Raw genomic sequence first — 23,210 nt, 5'->3', positions numbered from 1 at the left:
CTTGGGTCGGCGCCGGTCCGGGGCCACCGGCGGCGTAGTGCGGACGGACCCGGCGCGGGCGGTGCGCCCGGTGTCTCCGGCCGCCGGGCCCCACCGGCGCGATCACCGGCGGGCCGGCTGTCACGACCGGGCTGACCAGCACGGACGCCACACCCCACCCTCCGGACTTGAACGTGTTCAAGTCATGGATGCAGCCTATGTCGTCGGTTGAACACGTTCAAGCGCCGGGTCCTCCCGGCCCGTCCCCGCTTGCGCGCCGGGTGAGGTTCCGTCAGACATGAGGGGACACCCTTCGGAGGAAGAGGCGGGAGACACCGGTGCGCTCACCCAACCGTCGTCGGTACACCGCACTCGCCGCGCTGTCCGCGCTGGCCGCGGGCGCGCTGGTCCTGTCGGGCTGCGGGGGCGGCGGCACGAGCGCGCCGCGCGCCAAGGAGCTGTTCTTCCAGTCGGCCGGCGACCCGGGCGCCCACCCGTTCACCGAGTCGACCGTCACCGTCACGTCCGAGGGCCCGCCCGCCTCCCGCCGGTCCGCCCGCGGGGCCACCGCGGCGCCCGTCGGCGCCGCCCGCGCCCTCCCCGGCTCGACCCCCGGTCTCTACGGCGCCGCCCGCTCCGTCTCCAGCTGTGACGTGGAGCGGCAGATCCGCCTCCTCACCGAGGACCGGACCCGCTCCCGCGCCTTCGCCCGGGGCGCCGGCATCGGCGGGAGCGCCGTCCCGGCCTTCCTGCGCGGCCTCACCCCGGTGGTCCTGCGGGCCGACGCCCGCGTCACCGGCCACGGCTACCGCGACGGGGCCGCCGCCCCCTACCAGTCCGTGCTCCAGGCCGGCACCGCCGTCATGGTCGACGAGCGGGGGCTGCCACGGGTGCGCTGCGCCTGCGGGAACCCGCTGCGCGCCCCCGTCCCCGTCCGGGGCGCGGTCGTGAACCGGGGCAAGCGCTGGGCGGGTTACGCCCCCGGCCGCGTCGTCGTCATCAACCGCGCGGACGCGGACCTCGAAGGACTGGTGGTGGTCGACCTGGTCGACGTCGCCTGGATGCAGCGCAGGACGGGCACGGACGGGGACGAGGACGCGCTCCCCGAGGTCCTGCCGCCGTACGGCCCCGAGGCCGACATCACCGACCCCGACACCGTACGGCCGCCCGGCGAGGCCATTCCCTCCGGCGTTCCCCCTGTCAAGCCCTCGGTCACTCCCGGGCCGTCCGCCCCGGCGAAGCCGGACACGACCCCGCGCGAGTCCGGCGCCCCCACCCGTACGACACTGCGGCCCGGCGACACCCTGCCCCCCGAGCCTCCGTCGGAGGAGCCGCCGGAGGACCCGCCGGGGGAGCGGCCCATGCAGCCCGAACCCGAGCCCGTCCCGACCGGCGACGACGACGACGGGATGTTCCCCGTCGAGCCCGACAAGGAACAGGTCAGTGAGGTCCTGACCGGCCCCGATGCCTACCAGGAATGACCGGACCACTCGAAGAATCCGACAAATGATGACAGAGTGTCCCCATGGCTGAACGGGCAGCGGGTGCCGTGTCGCTCCCTGACGACTGGCCCGCCCCTCCGGAACTCAGCATGTCCCTCAACCGGATGGGCATCTTCGACTGGGATCTCGACAGCGGGCTGCTGCACCTCGACGGCTCGGCGCTCGCCGTGCTGGACCTCACGGCCGAGGAGTACGACGGGCGGCCGAGCGGGCTCAAGGGCCGGATCCCCTACAACGAGGGCATCCGGCTCTACGCCGTCGTGGCCGAGGCCATGGAGAACGGCAGCGAGACCTACGGTGCCTACATGCGCGTGCGGCAGCGCGACGGCACGCTGCGCTGGATGCACGCCCAGGGCCGTATCCGCCGCGAGGGCGACGGCCGGCCCTACCGGGTCATCGGCGTCCTCCGCGACGCCAGCCAGGAGCTCGCCGACTCCACCGCCCGGCTGGAACTGGACGCGGTACGCCGGGTCCAGACCAGCGTCGTGGAGGGCACGACCGCCGCCCTCGCCCACGCCAGGACCGTCCAGGACGTCATCGACGTCCTGAAGGAGTCCCACGGCCTGGAGCACCTCGGCGCGACCAGCCTCGTCATGGGACTGGTCGAGTCCGGCCGTATCCACCTGGTCGCCGAGGGGCCCGAGGGGTCCTTCGTGCCCGGCACCCGCGTCACCCGGATCGACGAGCCGTACCCGATGAGCGATGTCGTACGGACGCTCACGCCCCGGTTCATCGAGTCCGCGGAGGAGTTCGCCGCGTCCTACCCGGACCTGTGGCCGCACATCAGCGAGCTGGGCATCACCGCCGCCGCGTACCTCCCGCTCATCGCGCAGGCCCGTCCCATCGGCGCCCTCGGCCTGCTCTACGGCGACAAGAACGGCTTCAGCGGCGAGGACCGCAACCTCCTCGTCGCCCTCGGCAGCAGCATCGCCCAGAGCCTCCAGCGCGCCGTCCTCTTCGAGCAGGACCACGATCTGGCGGAGGGCCTCCAGCAGGCCATGCTGCCGCGCCGGATCCCCGCCGTCCCGGGTGCCGAGATCGCGGTCCGCTACCGGTCGGCCCGGCTCGGCCGGGACATCGGCGGTGACTGGTACGACGTGATCCCGCTGCCCGGCGGCCGGGTGGGCGCGGTCATCGGGGACGTCCAGGGCCACGACACGCACGCCGCCGCCGTGATGGGCCAGCTGCGCATCGTGCTGCGCGCGTACGCCGCCGAGGGGCACACCCCGGCGACGGTGATGGCCCGCGCCTCCGTCTTCCTGCACGAACTGGACACCGACCGCTTCGCGACCTGCATCTACGCGGAGGCCGACCTGACGACCGGCGTGGTCCAGCTGGTCCGGGCCGGCCACGTCGACCCGATGATCAGGGGCATGGACGGCAGCTGCCGGAGATTCCCGGTGAGCGGCGGGATGCCGCTCGGCCTCTCGGCGCTCTTCGGGCAGCTCGACTACCCGGTGAAGACGCTCGAACTGGACCCGGGCCAGACCCTGTTGCTCTTCACCGACGGACTGGTCGAGCAGCCGGGCGCCGACCTGGACGACGGGATGCGGCTGCTGTCCTCGCTCGTCCGCGACGGGCCGCGCGACCTCCAGATGCTCGCCGACAAGCTCTGCGAGGTCGTGGACGAACGCGGCGGCGAGGACGACGTCGCCGTCCTGCTGCTGCGCCGCAGGGGCGCCCATGCCCCGCAGACCGGCGGCCGGCTCCAGCAGCACGTCGCGCAGGGCGACCCGGAGGCGCTCAGCTCGGCACGGCACATGATCCGGGCGGCGGTGGGCGCCTGGGGCGCGGGCAACCGGTCCGACGAGATCGAGCTGTCCGCCGACGAACTGATCACCAACGCGCTCATGCACACCGACGGCGGCGCGATCGTGACCGTACGGGTCCTGGCCGGGACCGTACGGCGGCTGCGGGTCGAGGTCGAGGACCGCTCCAGCGCGCTGCCGCGCCGCAGGGACGCCGGGGAGGCGGGCGTCTCGGGGCGCGGACTGCTGCTCGTGGACGAGCTGGCGGACGCCTGGGGGGTGGAGTCACGTGGCAGCGGCAAGTGTGTGTGGAGCGAGTTCCTTGTCCCGGACCGGCCGTCACGTTGAGTGGTACGCATCGTTAGTTATGCGTGAAGTGGCTGACCTTGACCGTAACTGATCGGAACGTGAGGACCCCTTGACCACCGAGCTGCTGGCACCTCTCGATCTGGCTTTCTGGCACCTCGAATCCGCCGACCACCCCATGCACCTGGGCGCGCTCGCCGTCTTCACCGCGGCCCCAGGGACGACCCCCGGCGAAGGAGTGCCCGAGCTGCTCGCCACCCGCGCCGCCGCCGTGCCCCGGCTGCGGATGCGGGTACGGGACGTCCTGCTGCCGGTCGGGGGGGCCGCCTGGGCGGTGGACAAGGACTTCGACGTCCACCGGCACGTACGGGTGCTGCCGCTCCCGGCCGGTGACTTCTCCGCCCAGGCCGAACTCCTCGCCGGGGAGCTGATGGAACGCCCGCTGGAGCGCGGTGTCCCGCCCTGGGAGATGTACGTGCTGACGCCCGGGGACCCCGGGCCGGGGACCGCTCCTGAGGGGGGCCGGCGGTTCGCCGTCCTCGTGAAGATGCACCACGCCCTCGCGGACGGCATGCGGGCCGTCGCCATCGGCGCGGGCATCTTCGACCAGATCGCCGACGTCCGGGCGGCGGGGGCCCGGCGGGCCCGTCCGGTGCCCCCGCGCTCCTGGCTGCCGGGTCCCTGGCAGGCGGCGGGGCTCGCCAGGGACCGGCTCGAAGACCTCCGCAGGGCGCTCGGCATCGGCGCCTCCGTCGTACGGGCCAGCCGTTTCGACCCCCGGGGGGTCGCCGCCCTCACCGCGGGCTCCAGCGGGACCCGGCAGCTCGCCACCGCCGTCCTGGACCTGACGGACGTCCAGCTGGTCCGCAAGGCCGCGGGTGGCTCGGGTGGCTCGGGTGGCTCCGTCAACGACGTCCTGCTCGCCACGGTGGCCGGCGCGCTGCGCCGCTGGATGCTGGAGCGCGGTGAGCCGCTGCCGGTGGTCCCGCCGCGCGCGCTCGTACCGGTCTCCCGGCGGCGGCCCGACAGCCCGCCCGGATCGGCCAACGAGCTCTCCGCCTACCTGCTGGGCCTGCCGGTCGCCGAGGCCGACGCGCGGGCCAGGCTCGACGCGGTGCGCGGCGCCATGGACCGTAACAAGTCCGAAGGTCCCGCCCGGGGAGCGGGCGCGTTCGCCCTGCTCGCCGACGCCCTGCCGCCGCTCGCCCACCGGCTCGGGGCGCCCCTCGCGGGCAACGCGGCCCGGGTCCTCTTCGACATCCTGGTGACGAGCGTGCCCCTGCCCCGCTCCACGCTCTCCCTCGGCGGCTGCCCGCTGCGCGCGCTGTACCCGATGGCGCCCCTGGCCCGCGGCCAGTCGCTGGCGATCGCCCTCTCCTCCTACGGAGGGCAGGTGTACGTGGGGCTCGTGGCCGACGGGAAGGCCGTACCGGACCTGGCCCGGCTGGCGCGCGGGATGAACGAGGAACTGGACGAGCTGCTCAGGATCGCCCCGTAGAGCCCCTTGGGACGCGTACAGCCCCATAGATCGGAGTGATCGCCACAGAACAACACAGAACTGCTGTCCCCGAGGTGTTGACGCCACCCAGTCATCCGATGAATATTCGTCGTGATCGTCGTATGCGACGAGACCGGCGGCGCGGAAGCCGCCGGCGGAACATTTGGGGAGGCGTCAGCGGTATGCGGCACACCACGCTCGGACACAGTGCGGTCCAGGTGACCGGACTGTCCTTCGGGGCGGCCGGGATCGGCAATCTCTACAGCCCGGTCGAACCGGACCAGGCCACCGCCGCGGTCGACGCCGCCTGGGACGCGGGCATCCGCTACTTCGACACCGCGCCCCACTACGGCCTCGGGCTCTCCGAGCGCCGGCTCGGCGAGGCGCTGCGCGGCCGGCCGCGCGACGAGTACACCCTCTCCACCAAGGTGGGCCGCGTCCTCGAACCCGTACCCGCCGCCGAGCTCCCGGCGGACGGCCCCGGCGACGACCTCGCCAACGGCTTCGCCGTACCGGCCACGCACCGCCGGATCTGGGACTTCAGCGCCGACGGAATCCGGCGCGGCATCGAGGACAGTCTCGCCCGCCTCGGCACCGACTGGATCGACATCGTCTACCTGCACGACCCGGACCACCACGAGGACGAGGCCTTCGGCCAGGCCTACCCGGCCCTGGAGAAGCTGCGCGGCGAAGGGGTCATCGGCGCGATCGGCGCCGGGATGAACGCGACCGCGATGCTCACCCGCTTCGTACGGGAGACCGACGTCGACGTGGTGCTCTGCGCCGGGCGCTTCACCCTCCTGGACGGGTCCGCCCTCACCGCGCTGCTCCCCGAGGCCGCCGCGCGCGGCAAGAGCGTCGTCGTGGGCGGGGTCTTCAACTCCGGCCTGCTCGCCGACCCCCGGCCCGGCGCGACCTACGACTACGCGGCGGCGCCGGCCGCCCTCCTGGACCGGGCGCTGCGGATGGACGCCGTCACCCGCCGCCACGGGCTGCCCCTGCGCGCCGCCGCGCTGCACTACCCGCTGCGGCACCCCGCCGTCGCGAGCGTGCTGGTGGGCACCCGCTCGGCCGCCGAGGTACGGGACGCCGCCGAGCAGCTCGCGCGGGACGTCCCCGAGGACCTGTGGGCGGAGCTGCGGGCGGCCGGCCTGCTGGCCGAGGACGGGACCGAGGCATGAGGGTCGCCCTGCGCACGTCCGTGCGCGCCGACCGCGTCGAGGAGTACGAGGCGGCCCACCGCGAGGTGCCCCCGGCGCTGACCGCCGCGATCCGCGCCGCCGGGGCCACCTCGTGGACGATCTGGCGCAGCGGCACCGACCTGTTCCACGTCGTGGAGTGCGAGGACTACGGCCGCCTCCTCGCCGCGCTCGACCAGCTGCCGGTCAACGTCGCCTGGCAGGCCAGGATGGCCGAGCTGCTCGACACCGTGCACGACTACTCCGCGGCCGGCGCCGACGCCGGCCTGCCCGTCGTCTGGGAGCTCTGACGCATGATGACCCCGCCCGCGAACGTCGTCGACGCCCACCACCACTTCTGGGACCTGTCGGTACGCGACCAGGACTGGATCACCGGACCCGCCCTCGCGCCCCTGCGCCGCGACTTCACCCTCGCCGACCTGGAGCCGGAGGCCCGGGCGGCCGGGGTGAGCGCCACCGTCGTCGTCCAGACCGTCACGGTCGCCGAGGAGACCCCGGAATTCCTCGCGATCGCGCACGGCAGCGACCTCGTCGCCGGTGTGGTCGGCTGGACCGACCTCACCGCGCCCGACGTCGCGGACACCCTCGCCGCCCTGCGCGCGCTGCCCGGGGGCGACCGGCTCGTCGGCATCCGCCACCAGGTCCAGGGCGAGCCGGACCCGGAGTGGCTGCTGCGCCCCGACGTCCAGCGCGGACTGGCCGCCGTCGAGGCGGAGGGACTCGTGTACGACCTGGTGGTCCAGGTCTCCCAGCTGCCCGCCGCCACCAAGGCGGCCGGACTGCTGCCCGGCCTCACCTTCGTCCTCGACCACCTCGGCAAGCCGCCGATCGCCTCCGGGGCCATCCAGCCCTGGGCGGACCACGTCGAGGCGCTGGCGGCCCGGCCCAACACGGTCTGCAAGCTGTCCGGCATGGTGACCGAGGCGTCCTGGGACTCCTGGACCCCCAACGGCCTGCGCCCCTACGCCGACACCGTCCTCAGCGCGTTCGGCCCCACCCGCCTGATGTTCGGCTCCGACTGGCCGGTCTCCCGCCTGGCGGCCTCGTACACCGAGGTCCTCGACGCGGCTCGTACGGTGACGGACGGCCTGACCGAGGCGGAACGGACGGAGGTCTTCTCCACCACGGCGAGGCGCGTGTACGGCCTCTGAGCCGGCCTCCGGCCCCCCTCACGCCGTCGTCGGGGCCCCGCCGTCCAGGAGGGCGCGGCCCACCGCGTCGGGGAGGGGGCCCACCCCCAGCAGGCCCGTGACCGACTCGGTCGCCAGGGTGTGCCAGGCCGCCGCCCTGCGGAGCATCGCGTGGTCGCCGCCCGCCAGGAGCACCGCGCAGGCCCGTGCGCCCGCCTCCCGGGCGCGGGACGCCAGGGCCACGCTGCCGCGGGGGTCCGTCACGCGGTCGCGGTCTCCGTGGAGCAGGACCACGCCCCGGCCGCCCAGCTGCGCCACCGGCTCGTCCGGCGGGCACCAGGGCGCCAGCCCCACCACGCCGCTCACCAGGTCGTGCCCGGCCACGGACAGGGCCGCGCGGCCGCCCATCGAATGCCCCACGAGCACCACCGGCACCAGGCCGATCAGCTGTTCCAGCTCGTCCAGGGCCCGGCACGCGTCGCGGGCCGCGTCGGCGCGGGAGCCGTTCCAGCCCCGGTGGCGGTAGCGCACCCGGCCCACCACCACGTCGAGCCCGGCCGTGGCCCGCAGCACCGCGCGGGTGAAGGGCCACATCCTCGCGCCCGGCAGGTTCAGCCGCGACGGCGGCTCCTCGCCCTCCGAGCGTCCTCCGTGCATCAGCAGGACGGCGGCGCGGGGCCGGGTGGCGGTGCTGTCGAGCACCAGGGCCGGCGAGACGCTCGCTCGGCGGTCACGTACGGGCACGGGAATGCCTTCCTTCCGACGGGCGGCACCCAGGACCGGGCCCGCCTCCTCCGGATCTATTCGTCGCCGACGGGCTTCCGGACGGCCCGCCCGGCGCCCCGACGTGCTCGCCGGGCGTTCGCGGCGCGCTTCCGGCACGCTGGAGGCATGCCGGAAGTACCCGAAGTCGAAGCCCTCCGAGAGTTCCTGGACGGCCACCTGGTGGGCAAGGAGATCGTCCGTGTCCTGCCCCTCACGGTGAACGTCCTCAAAACGTATGATCCGCCGCTCTCCGCGTTGGAGGGTTCCACGGTCACCTCCGTGGGCCGGTTCGGCAAGTATCTCGACATCGCCGCCGCCGGCGCGGGACTGCACCTCGCCGTCCACCTCGCCCGCGCCGGCTGGCTCCGCTGGAAGGACACGTTCCCGCCGGCCCCGCCCCGCCCCGGCAAGGGGCCGCTCGCCCTGCGGGTCGTCCTCGCCGAGGGCGACGGCTTCGACCTGACCGAGGCGGGCACCACCAAACGCCTCGCGGTCCACCTCGTCCGCGACCCCCAGGACGTGCCGGGCATCGCACGCCTCGGGCCCGACCCGCTCGACCCCGCCTTCGACCGGGACGCCCTCGCCCGGCTGCTCGCCGGGGAGCGGCGGCAGATCAAGGGCGCCCTGCGCGACCAGCGGCTCATCGCGGGGATCGGCAACGCGTACAGCGACGAGATCCTGCACGCCGCGAAGATGTCCCCGTTCAAACCGGTGAAGAACTTCACCGAGGACGACATCACGCTTCTCTACGACGCGATGCGCTCGACCCTCACCGAGGCGATCGAGCGCTCGCGCGGGGTGGCCGCCGGGCGGCTCAAGGCCGAGAAGAAGAGCGGCCTGCGGGTCCACGGACGCAAGGGCGAACCCTGCCCCGTGTGCGGCGACACGATCCGCGAGGTGTCGTTCAGCGACTCGGCGCTCCAGTACTGCCCGACCTGCCAGACGGGCGGCAAGCTCCTGGCCGACCGCAGGCTGTCCCGGCTCCTCAAGTAGAGCGTCACGAGGGCCGTACAGGGGCCGAACGGGGTCGTCAGCCGCCCTGCGCCGTCCCCCCGACCGACACCAGCCGCACCCCGTCCGCCGTCCTGACCTCGAAGTGGTCGATCCCCTCCGGCGGCAGCGCCGCCCCGCCCCGCGTCACCAGGGGACCCGCCCCGTCCGCCAGTGCCTTCCAGGTCGTCACGGTCTGCCGCGACCCGTCGCGTCCGACCGCGACCAGCGCGCACACGCCCGCCGCGTCGGAACGGAGCATCTCCAGCCCCACCTCCGTCCCCCACGTCGTCGCGAGGGCCGTCACCGCCGCCTTCGTCCCGGTCACCGGGTCCGTCGCCGTCCACCGGGCGGCCGTGACACCCCGCGACGAGCCGGGCGCGGGATCCGCGAGGAGGACCGCGAGCGGACCGCCGACCACCAGCACCGCCACCGCCGCGACCAGCGCGAGCCGCCGCCGGCGACCGCGCCGCCGCGCCTCGGCCGTCCGGTCGAGCAGGCCGGTCAGTAGCTCCGGGCTCGCGGCGGCGAAGGGCGCCACCTCGGCCGGGGTACGCCGGGTGTACTCGTCGAGCTGCGCCTTCACACCACCGAAGTCGGCCAGCAGCAGCGCACACTGCGGGCATTCCATCAGGTGATCCTCGAAGCGGAAGGCGTCCGCGGCGTCGAGCACGCCCAGTGAGTAGGCACCGACATCGCGATGGAGGTCCAAGGTCCGCATGCTGTCTGGTACGCAGAGCGGCGCCGAATCACTCAACGGATCGGCGCTCTCGCTCACGGACACCGCCGACGACCGGCCGTCTCCGTCTAAACTCCCGCCTCATGCTGCGTGTACTGGCTGTGGACGACGAAGAACCGGCCCTCGAAGAGCTGCTGTACCTCCTCCGCGCCGACCCGCGCGTCCGCAGCGCCGAGGGCGCCACCAGCGCCACCGAGGCCCTGCGCCGCATCGGCGCCGCGCTCGACGCGGGGCCCCACGACCCCGAGGCCGTCGACGTCGTCTTCCTCGACATCCACATGGCCGGCCTCACCGGTCTGGACGTCGCCAAGCTCCTCGCCGGTTTCGCCGAACCGCCCCTCATCGTCTTCGTCACCGCCCACGAGGGCTTCGCCGTCCAGGCGTTCGACCTCAAGGCCGTCGACTACGTCCTCAAGCCGGTCCGCAGGGAACGGCTCGCCGAAGCCGTCCGCCGGGTCGCCGAGCTGGCGGGTGACCGGCCCGCGGTCCTCGACACCGCCGCCGACCAGATATCCGTCGAACTCGGCGGGGTCACCCGCTTTCTCGCCGTCGGCGACATCGCCTACGCCGAGGCCCAGGGCGACTACGCCCGCCTGCACACCGACACGGGCAGCCATCTGGTACGCATCCCCCTCACCACCCTGGAGGAGCGCTGGCGCGCCCGCGGCTTCGTCCGGATCCACCGGCGCCACCTCGTCGCCCTCGCCCGGATCGACGAACTGCGGCTCGACGCGGGCGCGATGAGCGTCCGCGTGGGGGAGGCCGAGCTGGCGGTGTCCCGCCGCCACGCCCGGGGACTGCGGGACCTCCTGATGCGCCAGGCAGGCCGCTGACCGGTCACCGACCGGCCGCCGACAGCCCGTCCTGGTACGGTCCGACCCCATCCGCCCGACCGGCCGCGGGCCGTGGGCCGGCTGACACCGAAACGGGGAACCACCATGACAGGGGCAGGGGAAACCACGCCCAAGCGCGACGTCGTCACCGGCGAGCCCCGGCGCGTCCGCCCGCTGCCCCGCTACCGCCCGCAGGCCGAGATCGACGAACAGACCGCGCTCGGCGACGCCTACGTCCGCTCCCTGATGCGCGGTCAGCTCCGGGCCGGCCTCACCGCCTTCGGCGTCCTCGCCCTCGTCGCCGGCACCCTGCCCCTGGCCTTCGCCGCGCTCCACGACGCCACCGCGGTCTGGGTGGTCCTCGGCGTCGCCGCGTACCCGCTGCTCACCCTCCTCGGCTGGTGGTACGTCCGCCGCGCCGAGCGCAACGAACGCGACTTCGCCCGGCTCGTGAAGGGCCGGCCCGTCCCGTGAGCCAGAGCTACACCGTCGCGGCCGTCGCCGTCGTCGTGGTCGCGACCGTCCTCGTCGGCGGCTTCGGGCTGCGGATATCCCGTACCACCTCCGACTTCTACGTCGCCTCCCGCACCGTCCGCCCCGCGCTCAACGCCGCCGCCATCAGCGGCGAGTACCTCTCCGCCGCCTCCTTCCTCGGGGTCGCGGGCCTGGTGCTGCTGCACGGCCCCGACATGCTCTGGTACCCCGTCGGCTACACCGCCGGCTATCTGGTGCTGCTGGTCTTCGTCGCGGCCCCGCTGCGCCGCTCGGGGGCGTACACCCTCCCCGACTTCGCCGAGGGCCGGCTCGAATCCCGGCCGGTGCGCCGGCTCGTGAGCGTCTTCGTGGTCGGGGCGGGCTGGCTCTACCTGATCCCCCAGCTCCAGGGCGCGGGGCTCACGCTGAAGATCCTCACCGGCGCCCCCTACTGGCTCGGCGGGGTCCTCGTCGCCGTGGTCGTGGTGGTGGCCGTCGCCGCGGGCGGCATGCGCAGCATCACCTTCGTCCAGGCCTTCCAGTACTGGCTCAAGCTCACCGCGCTGCTCGTCCCCGCGATCTTCCTGCTGCTCGCCTGGCAGGGCGACGGCCGGCCGCGCGTCGACCTCGCCCTCAGCTCCGTCGCCGTCCGCGCCGACCATCCGCTCTACGCGACGTACGGACTGATCGTGGCGACCTTCCTCGGCACGATGGGCCTGCCGCACGTCGTCGTCCGCTTCTACACCAGCCCCAACGGCCGGGCCGCGCGCCGCACCACGGTGGTCGTCCTGGCGCTCGTCGGCGCGTTCTACCTGCTGCCGCCCGTGTACGGGGCCCTCGGCCGGCTGTACGTCCCCGAGCTGCCGTACGGCACCGACGCGGACGCGGCCGTCCTGCTCCTGCCGGAACGGGCCATCGGCGGCCTCGGCGGCGAGCTGCTGGGCGCGCTGGTGGCGGGCGGGGCCTTCGCCGCGTTCCTCTCCACCGCCTCGGGACTGACCATGGCCGTCGCCGGGGTCCTCACCCAGGACGTCCTGCCCTCCCGGGGCGTACGCCACTTCCGGCTGGCGACCCCGCTCGCCATGGCCGTACCGCTCGGCGGCTCCCTGCTCGTCAGCGGAATGCCGGTCGCCGACTCCGTCGGCATGGCCTTCGCCGTCTCCGCCTCCTCCTTCTGCCCGCTGCTCGTGCTCGGCATCTGGTGGCGCAGGCTCACCCCGCCCGGCGCGGTCGCCGGACTGCTGCTCGGCGGCGGACTCGCCTTCGTCGCCACCCTCGTCACCGTCAGCGGCGCCGTGCGGACCGGCTGGCCGCACGCGCTGCTCGCCTGGCCCGCCGTCTGGTCCGTCCCGGTCGGCTTCCTCGCGATGATCCTGGTCTCCCTGGCCACCCGGAGCCGGATACCGCCCGGCACGAACGCCGCGATGACCCGCTTCCACCTCCCGGAGACCCTGATGCCGCGCGCCCGCGCCGGCACCCCCGGCGGAAAGGGGGTCACCCGATGAGCGGAGCCGCCGCCCTCGCCGTCCTGATCGTGCTCGGCCCCCTGCTGCTCGCCGGCGGGTTCCTGCTCGGCCGCCGCACCGCCCGCCCCGTCCGTACCAGCGACGTCGGCACACCCGTCGAGCACGCGACCTTCGAGACCCTGCACACCGCCTCCCTGGCCTCGCCGCCGCTGCGCGCCGGGCTCACCGAGGAGAGCGCGCGCAAGGCCGCCCGGCGGCTGCGCTCGCTGCTCGGCACGGACGCGCTGTGCCTGACCGACCGGGACCGGGTGCTGGTCTGGAACGGCCTGGGGGAGCACCACGGGACCCATGTCATGGAACAGGTCGAGGGGGTGCTCAGCGGGGGCCGGGGGACGGCCTTCGCCCTGCGGTGCGACGACCTCGAATGCCCGCTGCGCTGGGGCGTCGCCGCCCCGCTGACCGTCGACCACCGGGTGCTGGGCGTCCTGGTCGCCTGCGCGCCGCGCGAGTCGGCGGTGTTGGCCAGGGCGGCGGGGGAGGTGGCCCGCTGGGTCTCCGTCCAACTGGAACTGGCCGAGCTGGACCGCTCCCGTACGCGCCTCATCGAGGCGGAGATCAGGGCGCTGCGCGCGCAGATCTCCCCGCACTTCATCTTCAACTCCCTTGCCGCCATCGCCTCGTTCGTCCGCACCGACCCGGCGCGGGCCAGGGAACTCCTGCTGGAGTTCGCCGACTTCACGCGCTACTCGTTCCGCAGGCACGGCGACTTCACCACCCTCGCCGACGAACTGCACTCCATCGACCAGTACTTGGCCCTCGTCCGGGCCCGGTTCGGCGAGCGGCTCTCGGTCACCCTCCAGGTGGCGCCGGAGGTGCTGCCCGTGGCCATGCCGTTCCTCTGTCTGCAACCGCTGGTCGAGAACGCCGTCAAGCACGGCCTGGAGGGCGCGGTCACCACGAGCCGCATCACCATCAGCGCGCTCGACGCGGGCTCCGAGGCGGAGGTGGTGATCGAGGACGACGGCGTCGGCATGGAGCCGGACCGGCTGCGGCAGATCCTGCGCGGCGAGGGCGGCGCGTCCACCGGCATCGGGCTGCTCAACGTGGACGAGCGGCTGCGCCAGGTGTACGGGGACGCGTACGGCCTCGTCATCGAGACGGGCGTCGGGGCCGGGATGCGGATCACCGTACGCATCCCCAAGTACCGGGCGGGCGTGCACGGCACCTGACCGCCGCACCCCGGGCGGGGTCCGCACGGACGTCGTCAGAACAGCTGGATCGCCAGGTGTCCGAGCGGCAGTCCCAGCTGCCACGCCGGGGTCCACACCTGCGGTCCCTCCTCCTCCGCCGGGAACGGCTCCTCACCGGCCGGGCCCGGAGGCCCCACCGCGTCCAGGTCGGGCGCCAGCAGCTCGGTCTCCTCCAGCCACCGCCAGGCGGCCCCCGCCAGCTCCAGGTCGGGGTCGGCGTTCCCGCCGCCCGCCGCCTCCAGGACGCGCAGCCGCCGGGACACCCACGCGCTCCACGACGTGCCATATGCGGTGAGCGAGCGCCACTCCGCCATCCTGGCCCCGCCCCCCGGGCCGGTCACCGACCCGTCGGAGAGGAAGATGGTCAGGGCCAGCGCGTCCCGGCCGGCCCGGTACTCCAGCGTGGTCGGCGGCATCAGGTCGCCGGTGCGCAGCAGCCCGTCCGCGACATACTCCGCGTACATCCAAGCCATCGGCACCAACAGGCCTCCGCCGCCCGCCCCTTCGGTACATTCCGGACGCATGCTTTCCGCCTTCCTTCCTTTCCCCGAAGCCTGCTTCAGGGAGCATTGAACCGGCGGTGACCGTCCCGCGTGGCCAGAAGAGCAGGATCGGACGGCCGACGGGAGTGGATTGTGACGGGTGTGGCCGAGGGGGTCGCGCCGGCCCGCGAACCACACGTCCGGTCGCTCTTCTGCGACGCGGACGACCGGCTGTAGCCGGGCAGCGACCGGCCCAGCGCCCGCAGCGCGTAGTACGAACGGGACTTGACCGTGCCGGGCGGAATCCCGAGGGTCAGGGCCGCCTCGCCGACGCTCAGCCCCCGGAAGTAGATCTGCACGAGCACCGCCCGGTGCTCGGGGCTCAGCGCCCGTACCGCCTGCCGTACGTCGAGCCCGGCGACCGCGCACTCCGTCGGGTCCCGCGGATCGGGGGTCGCGGCCAGGATCTCGTCACCGACCTCCGAGGGGCGCGCCAGCCGGGACCTGCGCGCGTCGATCGCCAGCCGGCGGCCGACGGTGAACAGCCAGGGCCGCATCGACTCGAAGGGGGCGGCGAACGCCTCCGGGTGCTGCCAGGCCCGTACGAGCGTCTCCTGGAGGAGATCCTCGGCCCGCTGCCGGTCGCCGTAGGTCAGCCCCAGCAGGAAGTGGAGCAGCGCGGCGCCGTGCTCGCGCTGGAGCGCGGCCAGGGCCCGCTCGTCGGTCGTGGCGGTCGCCGACGCGGAGGCAGCCGCGGTCGCTGTCGCTGTGGTCATGGTGCACGCCCTTCCCGGTGACGTCGCTGTCGCCTCGCGTATACGAACGCATGGCGGCGGCCGGGGACAGACAGCGCGCGGAGGCGTGCGACGAGCGGTCGCTCACTGCGGCGAGTGGTGCGGTGAACGGTCCCGCCGCTGGCGATCGGTCCTTTTCGGGCTTTTTGTTGGCTGTGTTACCTGACATCCATTTATATGACTATATGTATGCAAGGTGGCGATCCCCCAGGAACGGAGTCCGGCCGATGACACAGCGCATGACACAGCGCATGACACAGCGCGGACGACAGGGCGGAGCGGTGGCCGCGGCCGTCCTGCTCCTCGGTACGGCGGCGGCCTGCGCGGCCCCCGGCCGGAACCACCCGCCCGGCGCGGGGCCTGACCGTCCGCCGCACGGGGCCGCGCCGCGCTCCGCGGCCGGCAGTGGGGGGCCGGAGCGCGGGTTCACGCTGGTCGGCTCGGGCGACGTCCTGCCGCACGACTCCGTGATCGGCCGGGCGAACGCCGACGCGGGCGGCCGGGGCTACGACTTCCGCCCCATGCTCGCCGGGGTACGCCCCGTGGTGTCACGGGCCGATGTGGCGATCTGTCACATGGAGACGGTGTACGGGGCGAACGGCGGCCCGTACACCGGCTACCCGGCCTTCAAGTCGCCGCCCGAGGTGGCCGCCGCGCTGGGTGACACCGGCTACGACTCCTGCTCCACCGCGTCGAACCACTCCCTGGACGACGGCGCGGCCGGGGTACGCAGAACGCTGGACGCGCTCGACCGGGCCGGGGTCCGGCACGTGGGCTCGGCCCGCTCGGCCGCCGAGGCCGCACGCCCGGCGCTCATGACGGCGGGCGGCGCCCACGTCGCCCAGCTGGCCTACACGTACGACACCAACGGGTTTCCGCTCCCCGACGGGCAGCCCTGGGCGGTCCGGGGCATCGACGAACGGCGGATCGTCGCCGACGCGCGCGCCGCGCGGGCGGCCGGGGCCGACGTGGTGGTGGTCAGCCTCCACTGGGGCACCGAGTGGCAGACGGCCCCCGACACGCGGCAGGTGGAACTCGGGCGCCGGCTCACGGCGGCGCGGACCGGCGGGCGCCCCGACATCGACCTGATCCTCGGCACACACGCGCATGTGCCGCAGGCGTACGAGAAGGTCAACGGCACCTGGATCGTCTACGGCATGGGCGACCAGATCGCGGGCTCGATGGTCAACCACGAGGGCGCGGAGGACCCCCGGGGGAACCAGGGTTCGATCGGCCGCTTCACCTTCGCGCCGCCCGCCGCGCCGGGCGCGCGCTGGCCGGTGACGAAGGCGGAGTTCGTCCCGCAGTGGATGGACGCCGGGGCCGGCCGGGTGGTCGATCTGCCCGAGGCGCTGCGGCGCTCCCCGGGCCGCGCGGACTACCGGGAGGCGCAGGCGGCGATCACGGAGGCGGTCCTGGGCCGGGGAGCGGCGGCGGACGGGCTCAGGATGGGCCGCTGAGGGCTGTCCTGGCCCGGCGGTGTCCGCGGTTACGGGACGACCGTCACCGGCCAGCGGCCCGCCTTGACCAGCCGTACCGCCACGGACCCCACGATCCGGTGCCCCGCCGACTCCGACGCGCCCACCACCACCGCGTCCGCGGTGAGTTCGTCGGCGGCGGTGACCAGGCCGCTGTACGGGTCCCCGTGGAAGGTGTGGAACTCCCAGCGGACGTCCCATATGTCCTTGAACCGCTCGGTCGCGAGCCGGATCTCGGCCACCAGCTCCTCGGCGATCTCCCCCGTCGTGCCGGTGGCCGGGGCGCCGAGGGCGGCCCCCGCCGACACCACGGGCTGGACGTAGACGATGGCGAGCAGAGCCCTCTGCCGCCGCGCGAGCCCGGCGGCGTACGCGGCCGCGCGGTACGAGGACTGCGATCCGTCCACGCCGACGACGATCACCTTCGGTCCGTCGGTGCCACGTTCGAATGAGGTGGGCCGCTGCTCAGTCACGGGCGCAGGCTATCCGCTCGCCCTGAAGTCCCCGACGGAGGGCCCGCCCTGGCCGACCGGGCCCGGGCTGGTCCCATCGGGTGCTTTCGCGCGCGCGGCCGTGTCGGTGTGCGGTCCGGCGCATCCGCCGTGCGAGCCATTAGTCATGAAAAAGGAAGAAATGATTCCGGGGCGCCGCGCCCTCCTCCGGCTCGCCGCCTGTCTCGGCGCCGCCGTCACCACCCGGGTGTTCTTCCCGGGCGAGGCCCGCGCCCCGGGCGCCTCCGCCGCCCCGGTGGCCGCGGCGGGACCGCCCGCCGCGGGCCCGCCGGCCGGGGTCGCCCGCAACCCCGCCGCCTACCGGCTCAGGCCCATGACCGACGACGCCCCTTCCGGCCTCCGCACCCCGCCGCCGGTCCGCGAGAAGCCGTTCCGCGAACTGCCCCAGGTGGGCCACGCGGTGGTGCTCACCTTCGACGACGGCCCCGACCCCCGCTACACCCCCGACATCCTGGGCACGCTCCGCGCCCACGACGTCCGCGCGATGTTCTTCGTCTGCGGCGAGATGGCCTCGTACCACCGCGACCTGCTCCGCCGGATGGCGGCCGACGGGCACGTCGTGGGCAACCACACGTGGTCGCACCCGCAGTTGCCCCAGCTCACGCGGTCCGCGATCCGCAAGGAGATGGAGCGTACGAGCGAGCTGATCGAGGACACCGTCGGCGCCCCGCCCGTCTGGTTCCGCGCCCCCTACGGCGCGTGGAACCGGGACTCCTTCGAGATCGGCGCCGAGCTGGGCATGGAACCCCTCGCCTGGACCGTCGACACCCTGGACTGGACCACCCCCGGCACCGACAAGATCGTCAAGGCGGTCCGGGACGGCGCGGGGCCCGGGGTCGTGGTGCTCTCGCACGACGCGGGCGGCAACCGTGAGCAGAGTGTGGCCGCGCTGCGCCGCTATCTGCCCGAGCTGATCGCGGAGGGGTACGGGGTCGGCGTACCGCATCCGTAGGAAGCGCCTGCCCCACCTGGCCCCCTGCCCCCCGTCGTCTCCGCCCGGCCGGTCAGCGTGTCCTGACCAGCCGGGCGAAGACGACCACGTTGCCGTCGTAGCCGCCCGCCTTCGAGTAGCCGCCGCCGCACGTGATCACCCGCAGCTCCGGCCGGCCGGTGTCGCCGTAGACCCGGGGCCCGGGGAAGTCGTCCTTGGCGAAGACCTCGACCCCGTAGATCTCGAACACCGCCACCCGGCCGTCGTAGCGGCCGACCTCGACGTGCTGGCCCTTCTCCAGAGAGCCGAGCCCGTAGAAGACGGCGGGCCCGGCCTGGTTGTCGACATGGCCGACCACCACCGCCGTACCGCGCTGGCCCGGCGCCACCCCGTTCTGGTACCAGCCCGCCAGGTTGGGGTCCTGCGGCTCGGGGGCCGCGATCCAGCCGTCCCGGTCCAGGCCCACGTCCACCACCGGCGCGTCGACCTTGATCTCCGGGATCCGTACCCGTGACATCGGCGCGTACGGCAGCGGCTTCACGGCCGACGTGGTGACGGCGAGGGCGGCCGGGTCGGTCTGGCCGGCCGGCGCGGCCGCCGCCGCGGGCTGCGGCGGCCCCAGCGGTGTGTCCACCCCGTTCCGCATCAGCGCGATCCCGCTGAGCATGACGAGAGCCAGCACGCCCCAGGGGGAGCGCTTCCTCGACTCCGGGACGGTGGGGTCCTGGCCCATGGTTCTCCCTTCGTGGGCGCCTGTCAGCACGCTAAGCGCGGTGTGCGGCGGCGGCGATCACTGAGGGGCGAACGGGTGGCGGGACGACGGGTGCTGGCCCATCCGAGTATTCGCCGTATAAATCTTCTGACGGTCCGTGACCTGCGTATCCACCGGCCAGGGGAGCGTTCTGTCGGCGTGTCGCCTCACCGGGGTGGACCAGCGCCGAAATGCGGCGAATGGGAGGCCCGGTGAGGGTTCGTCATGGAAGGCGTACTCGTCGATCTTCCCGGAGCACCGCTTTGGGGCGTCTTCCGCTGGAGGTTCAACGATGCGTGCTTCACGCGCTCTCACGGTCGCCGCGACCGCCTGCGCGGCCGTGGCGCTCTCCGCCCCGCTGGCCGGCGCCACCAACGGTCCGAAAAATGTCACTGTCAATCCGTTCGCGGTCCACCAGGGCGGCACGATCCACATCTCCGCCCAGGGCTGCGGCCACGGAGGCACCGTCGACTCCAACGCCTTCCGGCAGGTCCGCTTCCCGGTGAACCCGTCGGGGAACGTGTCGGCCACGGCGCGGATCCGCGACAACGCCACGCCCGGCCGCTACAACCTGGTCGTCAGGTGCAGCGACAACCCGCGCGTCGAGACGCACCAGTTCGAGGTGCTCGCCGGGCGCGGTGCGCAGGGTGGTCTCGGCGGCTCCGTCGGACCCAGCTCGACCGAGGTGGGGATCGGGGCCGGGCTCGTCGCCACGGCCGCGGTCGGCGGTTCCTTCTTCCTGGCGCGCCGCCGCCGCGCGGCCGGCGGGCAGATCTGACCGGCTCTGCCGCCCGGCCCCCGACGCCCGTCGCCCCGAGTCCTCGTACAGGACTCGGGGCGACGGGCGTCGGAGCGGGATACCGGTGGGGGCGTCAGTGCCCGCGGTTCTCCGCACGGCGGCGTACGGCATAGATGGTGCCGGTGGCCGCGGCCACCACCAGCGCCGTACCCGCCAGGATCTCGGCGGTGTTCATCCCGCCGACGCTGCCGCCGAGACCGCCCCTGACGCCGCCGGGTGCCACGGAGGTGGCGGTGGTGACCGGCGCGGGGGTGCGGGTCGGCCGCACGGTGGGGGTACGGGTCGGGGTCGCGCCGCCCGCGACGGTGAACGAGGCCGCCGCCGTCCCGCCGGACCGGCAGGTGAAGGTGGTCCGGTACGTGGCACCGCGCTTGGCGTCCCAGTCGACGGTGGCGGCCGCCGTCCCGCCCGCCGGGACGGTGACCGTGTCGAACACGGCGGAGGACGCGGTTCCGGACGAGCGGCAGCCGGGGGCCGCCAGCGTCAGTCGGCCGCCCGCCGCGACGGTGGAGGGCGTGACGGTGAAGCCGAGGCCGGCGCCCCGCTGCGCCGCCACCGCCGTGGGGGCCGTCAGGGCGAGTGCGGTCGCTCCCAGCAGAGCGGCGGACGCGGCTCGTATCGCGCGCATGGTGAATCCTCCGGGTCCCCGAGGAGCACCTGCGGAACGATTTCCACACCTGGCACGGAATGCACCTCGATGCCCGAAACGCTAGGAGCGCACTATCACAGCCGCGATCGCTGACGGGCGAATGGGGCACGGCCGTCCCCCGGGTGGCGGACAGCCGTGCCTCTGGTGGAGCCCTCGGACCGGTCGGCTCGGACCGGCCGGCTCAGTTCCCGATGGCGGGGAACAGATCGACGAACGGGGCCGCCGTCGCGGCGATGCCACGGCCGTAGGGGGCGTCGAAGTCCCAGATGAGGAAGAGCAGGAAGGCGATCAGGACGCTGAACAGTCCCGCCAGCAGCAGCTCGCGGAAGGTCCGCCGGATCTGGAGGACGAAGATCAGCCCCACGGTGACGACGGCTCCGACGATGAGACCGAACCAGACGACGCCCGGCATGGTGGCCCCGGCGTTCTGGCCGCGCGCCCCCCGGGCGTCGTCCGCGACGGCCACCTGTTCGACGAGGGGCTGGTACGTCTGGCCTTCCAGCTCGGTACGGGGCGCGTACCGCGACACGTCCGAGCGGATCCGCTCGAACAGCTGGGTGCCCTTCGCGCTGAGGGCGTTGTGCTCGGACATGTGGGGCCACTCGGTGTGCACGACGTACGAGGCGTACGCGTCGACGTCGGCGCGGATCCGCTCACGGATGTCCGCCGGATAGACCTGGACCCGCTGCTGGATCTCGTGCAGGGCCTGTGCTTCCTGCCGTACGTTCTCCTGGGCGGCGCTGCGGCCCTCCCAGACGCCGGCTATCGCGAGACCCAGAACGATCGCGTAGATCACTCCGATCATCATCGTCATGTATTCCATGACGTCCGGGGTCTCGGTGGGGTCGTCGTCCACCGGAAGCCGGCGGTTGTTGATGACGACGATGGTGAGGACGACGGCACTGGCCGCCGCCATGGCGATGCTCAGAACGAGCCATTCCGACATGGAGCCTCCGTGGATCAGCGGATCAGCGGGAAGAACGGGGGCGCAGTACGGCCACGGCGAGTGCGGCGGGGGCCGTGATCAGCAGCATCAGGGTGACGGGGGAGGGACCTCCGCGCGGCTGCTTGCGCACTGTCTTGTGGAAGGTGGGCAGGGCGATGGGGGACGGTGTCGGACGGGCCGACGGGGTGGGTGAGGGGCTCGGGGACGGGGTGGGCGACGGGGGGCGCGGGGCCGGGCGCGGTGGCGGCGGGGGCTCGGGCGCGGGTGCGGGCGGCGGGGCCGGTCGTACGGGCCGGGGTGTCGGCTTCGGCTCGGCCTTGGTCGGCGTCGGTGTCGGTTGGGGAGTCGGCGTTGGAGTCGGAGTCGGCGTGGGTGTCGGAGTCGGTGTGGGCGTAGGCGTGGGCGTGGGTGTCGGCGTAGGGGTAGGGGTGGGCGTTGGTGTCGGTTTCGGCGGATGTGTGTGATGCGGCGGATGTGGTGGATGCGTCGGCCAGGGCCGGCAGTGCCCGCCCCCCGTCTTCGCCACCGCCCACACGGAACCGTCGGGGCCTATGGACGCGTAGGCGCAACTGTCGGCTGCGGCCGGTACGGGCACGGCGAACAGCCAGATGAGTGAAGCGGCCGCCACCAGCCGGCCGACTTGGAATCCGTACACGGACAGGATCCTGTTCCGCGCATTCCCCCGACACGCCGAAAGTCGAGAAAATCCCCCCTGATAGGGGGATTTGGCAGGGCGCGGGTTTGGATGTCAGAAGTTTTTTCCGGCCGCGTTGAACGGAGGACCGTGCCCGGCCCGTACTTAGGGCCATGAACCGGCGCAGCCCGGCGCCCAACTGACTTACAGACAAGCGGAGTTGATATGAACACCTGGCGGAACGCCTCGCTCGCGGTGACCGCGGTGGCCGTACTGGCCCTGACGACGGCGTGCGGTCAGGAGCAGGGCACCACCACCAACGGAGCGCCGGTCGGAGCCGCCGCGGCGGCCGGGGACGACTACGGTTCCGACGCCTACGGTTCCGACGCGGCGGCCAAGACCGACGCCACGGCGGCCGGTCAACTCGCCGTGTGGGACAGCAAGGAGCTCGGCGAAGTCGTCACCGACAGCGAGGGCTTCACGCTCTACCGCTTCGACAAGGACACCGCCAGCCCGCCCAAGTCGAACTGTGAGGGCGACTGCGAGAAGGCCTGGCCCGTCGTGTCCGCCGAGGGCGCCAAGGCCCCGGCCGGCGTCGACCCGGCCCTGCTGGGCGAGGTCGCGCGCGCCGACGGCACCAAGCAACTCACCATCGCCGGCTGGCCGATGTACCGCTACGCCCAGGACGAGAGCCCCGGCGACGCCAACGGCCAGGGTGTGGGCGGGACCTGGTTCGCCTCCGCCCCCGACGGCAAGAAGGCCGCGCCGGCCGACGACGTCACCGTTGCCGACCTGCCGGGACTTTCGGTCCGCAAGGATCCCCAGCTCGGCGACATCATCGTGGATTCCAAGGGCATGACCGTCTACCGGTTCAAGAAGGACTCCGCGTGGCCCATGAAGTCGGCCTGCACCGGGGCCTGCCTCGACAAGTGGCCGGTTGTCGCCCCCGTCGACAAGAATGACACCGAAGGGATCATCGAGAAGGGTTTTGTGACCTTCGACCGGCCCGACGGAATCAAGCAGCAGAGCATCGACTGCTGGCCCGTCTACACCTTCGCCGGCGACAAGAAGCCGGGTGACACCAACGGCCAAGGCGTAGGCGGCACTTGGTACGCGGTCTCGCCGCAGGCAAAGCTGGTCGGAGCGCCGAAGTAGTCTCCCCGTCGCCTCCGGCCCGCCCGGTCCGCCGTCCCACGCCCCCCGCGTGACGGCGGATCGGGCACGTCTGAGGGTAAGTCAACAGCACGCGCGGGTAAGGCATGTGGTCAAGAGACGTGTTCAAGACGTGTGACGAAGAACGGACCGTTAATTTCCGTTTGGGCTCGCTCTCTTGGCGGGCGATCAGTAGCCTCGGC

General features: G+C 73.5%; 23 protein-coding genes. 15 read left to right on the top strand and 8 right to left on the bottom strand.

What is annotated here, in order from left to right; translation table 11 throughout:
• Window positions 1–317 precede the first annotated feature (317 nt).
• The 6 genes from OG349_RS03390 to OG349_RS03365 all read left to right on the top strand — a co-directional run bounded on the left by OG349_RS03390 (window position 318) and on the right by OG349_RS03365 (window position 7,383).
• On the top strand, window positions 318–1,460 hold the full coding sequence (locus tag OG349_RS03390) for a DUF6777 domain-containing protein (RefSeq protein ID WP_327233149.1): 1,143 nt from the start codon (window positions 318–320) through the stop codon (window positions 1,458–1,460).
• 44 nt (window positions 1,461–1,504) lie between these two features.
• Window positions 1,505–3,577, top strand: a complete 2,073-nt coding sequence (locus tag OG349_RS03385; protein WP_327233148.1) for a SpoIIE family protein phosphatase — start codon at window positions 1,505–1,507, stop codon at window positions 3,575–3,577.
• A 70-nt stretch (window positions 3,578–3,647) separates the two neighbouring features.
• The gene (locus OG349_RS03380; protein ID WP_327233147.1) at window positions 3,648–5,033 is read left to right on the top strand and encodes a wax ester/triacylglycerol synthase family O-acyltransferase; all 1,386 of its coding nucleotides are present in this window, start codon (window positions 3,648–3,650) and stop codon (window positions 5,031–5,033) included.
• 182 nt (window positions 5,034–5,215) lie between these two features.
• Entirely contained in the window at window positions 5,216–6,214 is a 999-nt protein-coding gene (locus OG349_RS03375) for an aldo/keto reductase (protein ID WP_327233146.1), read from the top strand.
• Window positions 6,211–6,522 (top strand): L-rhamnose mutarotase, encoded by a 312-nt coding sequence (locus OG349_RS03370; RefSeq protein WP_327233145.1) that lies wholly within the window; start codon window positions 6,211–6,213, stop codon window positions 6,520–6,522. Before OG349_RS03375 ends, OG349_RS03370 begins: the two co-directional genes overlap by 4 nt.
• Window positions 6,523–6,528: 6 nt before the next feature.
• Window positions 6,529–7,383, top strand: a complete 855-nt coding sequence (locus OG349_RS03365) for an amidohydrolase family protein (RefSeq protein ID WP_327238424.1) — start codon at window positions 6,529–6,531, stop codon at window positions 7,381–7,383.
• Between the two features lie 18 nt (window positions 7,384–7,401).
• Here OG349_RS03365 and OG349_RS03360 read toward each other — a convergent pair whose 3' ends face one another.
• On the bottom strand, window positions 7,402–8,139 hold the full coding sequence (locus OG349_RS03360; RefSeq protein ID WP_442806360.1) for an alpha/beta hydrolase: 738 nt from the start codon (window positions 8,137–8,139) through the stop codon (window positions 7,402–7,404).
• Between the two features lie 114 nt (window positions 8,140–8,253).
• Between OG349_RS03360 and OG349_RS03355 the strand changes: the two genes are divergently transcribed.
• On the top strand, window positions 8,254–9,120 hold the full coding sequence (locus OG349_RS03355; protein ID WP_327233144.1) for an Fpg/Nei family DNA glycosylase: 867 nt from the start codon (window positions 8,254–8,256) through the stop codon (window positions 9,118–9,120).
• A gap of 37 nt (window positions 9,121–9,157) precedes the next feature.
• Here OG349_RS03355 and OG349_RS03350 read toward each other — a convergent pair whose 3' ends face one another.
• Window positions 9,158–9,838: a zf-HC2 domain-containing protein gene (locus tag OG349_RS03350; protein ID WP_327233143.1), complete on the bottom strand. Its 681-nt coding sequence runs from the start codon at window positions 9,836–9,838 to the stop codon at window positions 9,158–9,160.
• 101 nt (window positions 9,839–9,939) lie between these two features.
• On the opposite strand from OG349_RS03350, the gene OG349_RS03345 reads away from it, so the two are divergent.
• From OG349_RS03345 to OG349_RS03330, 4 genes are all read left to right on the top strand, one after another.
• Window positions 9,940–10,689, top strand: coding sequence for a LytR/AlgR family response regulator transcription factor (locus OG349_RS03345; RefSeq protein ID WP_327233142.1), 750 nt, complete (start codon window positions 9,940–9,942; stop codon window positions 10,687–10,689).
• 105 nt (window positions 10,690–10,794) lie between these two features.
• Window positions 10,795–11,163, top strand: coding sequence for a hypothetical protein (locus OG349_RS03340; RefSeq protein WP_327233141.1), 369 nt, complete (start codon window positions 10,795–10,797; stop codon window positions 11,161–11,163).
• Entirely contained in the window at window positions 11,160–12,668 is a 1,509-nt protein-coding gene (locus OG349_RS03335) for a sodium/solute symporter (protein WP_327233140.1), read from the top strand. The genes OG349_RS03340 and OG349_RS03335 overlap by 4 nt, the downstream gene beginning before the upstream one ends.
• Window positions 12,665–13,858, top strand: a complete 1,194-nt coding sequence (locus tag OG349_RS03330; RefSeq protein ID WP_327233139.1) for a sensor histidine kinase — start codon at window positions 12,665–12,667, stop codon at window positions 13,856–13,858. The genes OG349_RS03335 and OG349_RS03330 overlap by 4 nt, the downstream gene beginning before the upstream one ends.
• A 35-nt stretch (window positions 13,859–13,893) precedes the next feature.
• On the opposite strand, the gene OG349_RS03325 is transcribed toward OG349_RS03330, so the two are convergent.
• Both OG349_RS03325 and OG349_RS03320 read right to left on the bottom strand, forming a co-directional pair.
• The gene (locus OG349_RS03325; protein WP_327233138.1) at window positions 13,894–14,403 is read right to left on the bottom strand and encodes a hypothetical protein; all 510 of its coding nucleotides are present in this window, start codon (window positions 14,401–14,403) and stop codon (window positions 13,894–13,896) included.
• A gap of 35 nt (window positions 14,404–14,438) precedes the next feature.
• Window positions 14,439–15,137: a sigma-70 family RNA polymerase sigma factor gene (locus tag OG349_RS03320; RefSeq protein ID WP_327233137.1), complete on the bottom strand. Its 699-nt coding sequence runs from the start codon at window positions 15,135–15,137 to the stop codon at window positions 14,439–14,441.
• A gap of 269 nt (window positions 15,138–15,406) precedes the next feature.
• On the opposite strand from OG349_RS03320, the gene OG349_RS03315 reads away from it, so the two are divergent.
• Window positions 15,407–16,615 (top strand): CapA family protein, encoded by a 1,209-nt coding sequence (locus OG349_RS03315; protein WP_327238422.1) that lies wholly within the window; start codon window positions 15,407–15,409, stop codon window positions 16,613–16,615.
• 29 nt (window positions 16,616–16,644) lie between these two features.
• Here the strand turns inward: OG349_RS03315 and OG349_RS03310 are convergent, their stop codons facing one another.
• Window positions 16,645–17,106, bottom strand: coding sequence for a universal stress protein (locus OG349_RS03310; RefSeq protein WP_327233136.1), 462 nt, complete (start codon window positions 17,104–17,106; stop codon window positions 16,645–16,647).
• 145 nt (window positions 17,107–17,251) lie between these two features.
• Between OG349_RS03310 and OG349_RS03305 the strand changes: the two genes are divergently transcribed.
• Window positions 17,252–18,097 carry a polysaccharide deacetylase family protein gene (locus tag OG349_RS03305; RefSeq protein WP_327233135.1) on the top strand — a complete coding sequence of 282 codons (846 nt, stop codon included), beginning with the start codon at window positions 17,252–17,254 and terminating at the stop codon, window positions 18,095–18,097.
• A gap of 52 nt (window positions 18,098–18,149) precedes the next feature.
• On the opposite strand, the gene OG349_RS03300 is transcribed toward OG349_RS03305, so the two are convergent.
• A complete protein-coding gene (locus tag OG349_RS03300; RefSeq protein WP_327233134.1) occupies window positions 18,150–18,809 on the bottom strand; it encodes a class F sortase in 660 nt (219 codons plus the stop codon).
• Between the two features lie 310 nt (window positions 18,810–19,119).
• Here OG349_RS03300 and OG349_RS03295 point away from each other — a divergent pair, with 310 nt between their 5' ends.
• Window positions 19,120–19,605 carry a hypothetical protein gene (locus tag OG349_RS03295; RefSeq protein ID WP_161310089.1) on the top strand — a complete coding sequence of 162 codons (486 nt, stop codon included), beginning with the start codon at window positions 19,120–19,122 and terminating at the stop codon, window positions 19,603–19,605.
• Window positions 19,606–19,699: 94 nt separating this feature from the next.
• Here the strand turns inward: OG349_RS03295 and OG349_RS03290 are convergent, their stop codons facing one another.
• The gene (locus OG349_RS03290; RefSeq protein WP_327233133.1) at window positions 19,700–20,254 is read right to left on the bottom strand and encodes a hypothetical protein; all 555 of its coding nucleotides are present in this window, start codon (window positions 20,252–20,254) and stop codon (window positions 19,700–19,702) included.
• 202 nt (window positions 20,255–20,456) lie between these two features.
• Window positions 20,457–21,221 (bottom strand): bestrophin-like domain, encoded by a 765-nt coding sequence (locus OG349_RS03285; protein ID WP_161310091.1) that lies wholly within the window; start codon window positions 21,219–21,221, stop codon window positions 20,457–20,459.
• Window positions 21,222–22,080: 859 nt separating this feature from the next.
• On the opposite strand from OG349_RS03285, the gene OG349_RS03280 reads away from it, so the two are divergent.
• A complete protein-coding gene (locus OG349_RS03280) occupies window positions 22,081–23,010 on the top strand; it encodes an SCO0930 family lipoprotein (protein WP_327233132.1) in 930 nt (309 codons plus the stop codon).
• The last annotated feature ends 200 nt before the right edge of the window (window positions 23,011–23,210 follow it).

This window comes from Streptomyces sp. NBC_01317, assembly GCF_035961655.1.
Classification (GTDB): domain Bacteria; phylum Actinomycetota; class Actinomycetes; order Streptomycetales; family Streptomycetaceae; genus Streptomyces.
The sequence above is the reverse complement of the archived record's forward strand: the minus strand, read 5'-3'. Positions and strand labels throughout refer to the sequence as shown.

Coding starts and splice junctions, on each gene's coding strand:
- OG349_RS03375 (WP_327233146.1), top strand. CDS start 5,216: ATGCGGCACACCACGCTCGGACACAGTGCGGTCCAGGTGACCGGACTG.
- OG349_RS03300 (WP_327233134.1), bottom strand. CDS start 18,809: ATGGGCCAGGACCCCACCGTCCCGGAGTCGAGGAAGCGCTCCCCCTGG.
- OG349_RS03290 (WP_327233133.1), bottom strand. CDS start 20,254: ATGCGCGCGATACGAGCCGCGTCCGCCGCTCTGCTGGGAGCGACCGCA.
- OG349_RS03325 (WP_327233138.1), bottom strand. CDS start 14,403: ATGCGTCCGGAATGTACCGAAGGGGCGGGCGGCGGAGGCCTGTTGGTG.
- OG349_RS03305 (WP_327233135.1), top strand. CDS start 17,252: ATGAAAAAGGAAGAAATGATTCCGGGGCGCCGCGCCCTCCTCCGGCTC.
- OG349_RS03320 (WP_327233137.1), bottom strand. CDS start 15,137: ATGACCACAGCGACAGCGACCGCGGCTGCCTCCGCGTCGGCGACCGCC.
- OG349_RS03345 (WP_327233142.1), top strand. CDS start 9,940: ATGCTGCGTGTACTGGCTGTGGACGACGAAGAACCGGCCCTCGAAGAG.
- OG349_RS03355 (WP_327233144.1), top strand. CDS start 8,254: ATGCCGGAAGTACCCGAAGTCGAAGCCCTCCGAGAGTTCCTGGACGGC.
- OG349_RS03370 (WP_327233145.1), top strand. CDS start 6,211: ATGAGGGTCGCCCTGCGCACGTCCGTGCGCGCCGACCGCGTCGAGGAG.
- OG349_RS03365 (WP_327238424.1), top strand. CDS start 6,529: ATGACCCCGCCCGCGAACGTCGTCGACGCCCACCACCACTTCTGGGAC.
- OG349_RS03385 (WP_327233148.1), top strand. CDS start 1,505: ATGGCTGAACGGGCAGCGGGTGCCGTGTCGCTCCCTGACGACTGGCCC.
- OG349_RS03315 (WP_327238422.1), top strand. CDS start 15,407: ATGACACAGCGCGGACGACAGGGCGGAGCGGTGGCCGCGGCCGTCCTG.
- OG349_RS03280 (WP_327233132.1), top strand. CDS start 22,081: ATGAACACCTGGCGGAACGCCTCGCTCGCGGTGACCGCGGTGGCCGTA.
- OG349_RS03330 (WP_327233139.1), top strand. CDS start 12,665: ATGAGCGGAGCCGCCGCCCTCGCCGTCCTGATCGTGCTCGGCCCCCTG.
- OG349_RS03340 (WP_327233141.1), top strand. CDS start 10,795: ATGACAGGGGCAGGGGAAACCACGCCCAAGCGCGACGTCGTCACCGGC.
- OG349_RS03285 (WP_161310091.1), bottom strand. CDS start 21,221: ATGTCGGAATGGCTCGTTCTGAGCATCGCCATGGCGGCGGCCAGTGCC.
- OG349_RS03350 (WP_327233143.1), bottom strand. CDS start 9,838: ATGCGGACCTTGGACCTCCATCGCGATGTCGGTGCCTACTCACTGGGC.
- OG349_RS03295 (WP_161310089.1), top strand. CDS start 19,120: ATGCGTGCTTCACGCGCTCTCACGGTCGCCGCGACCGCCTGCGCGGCC.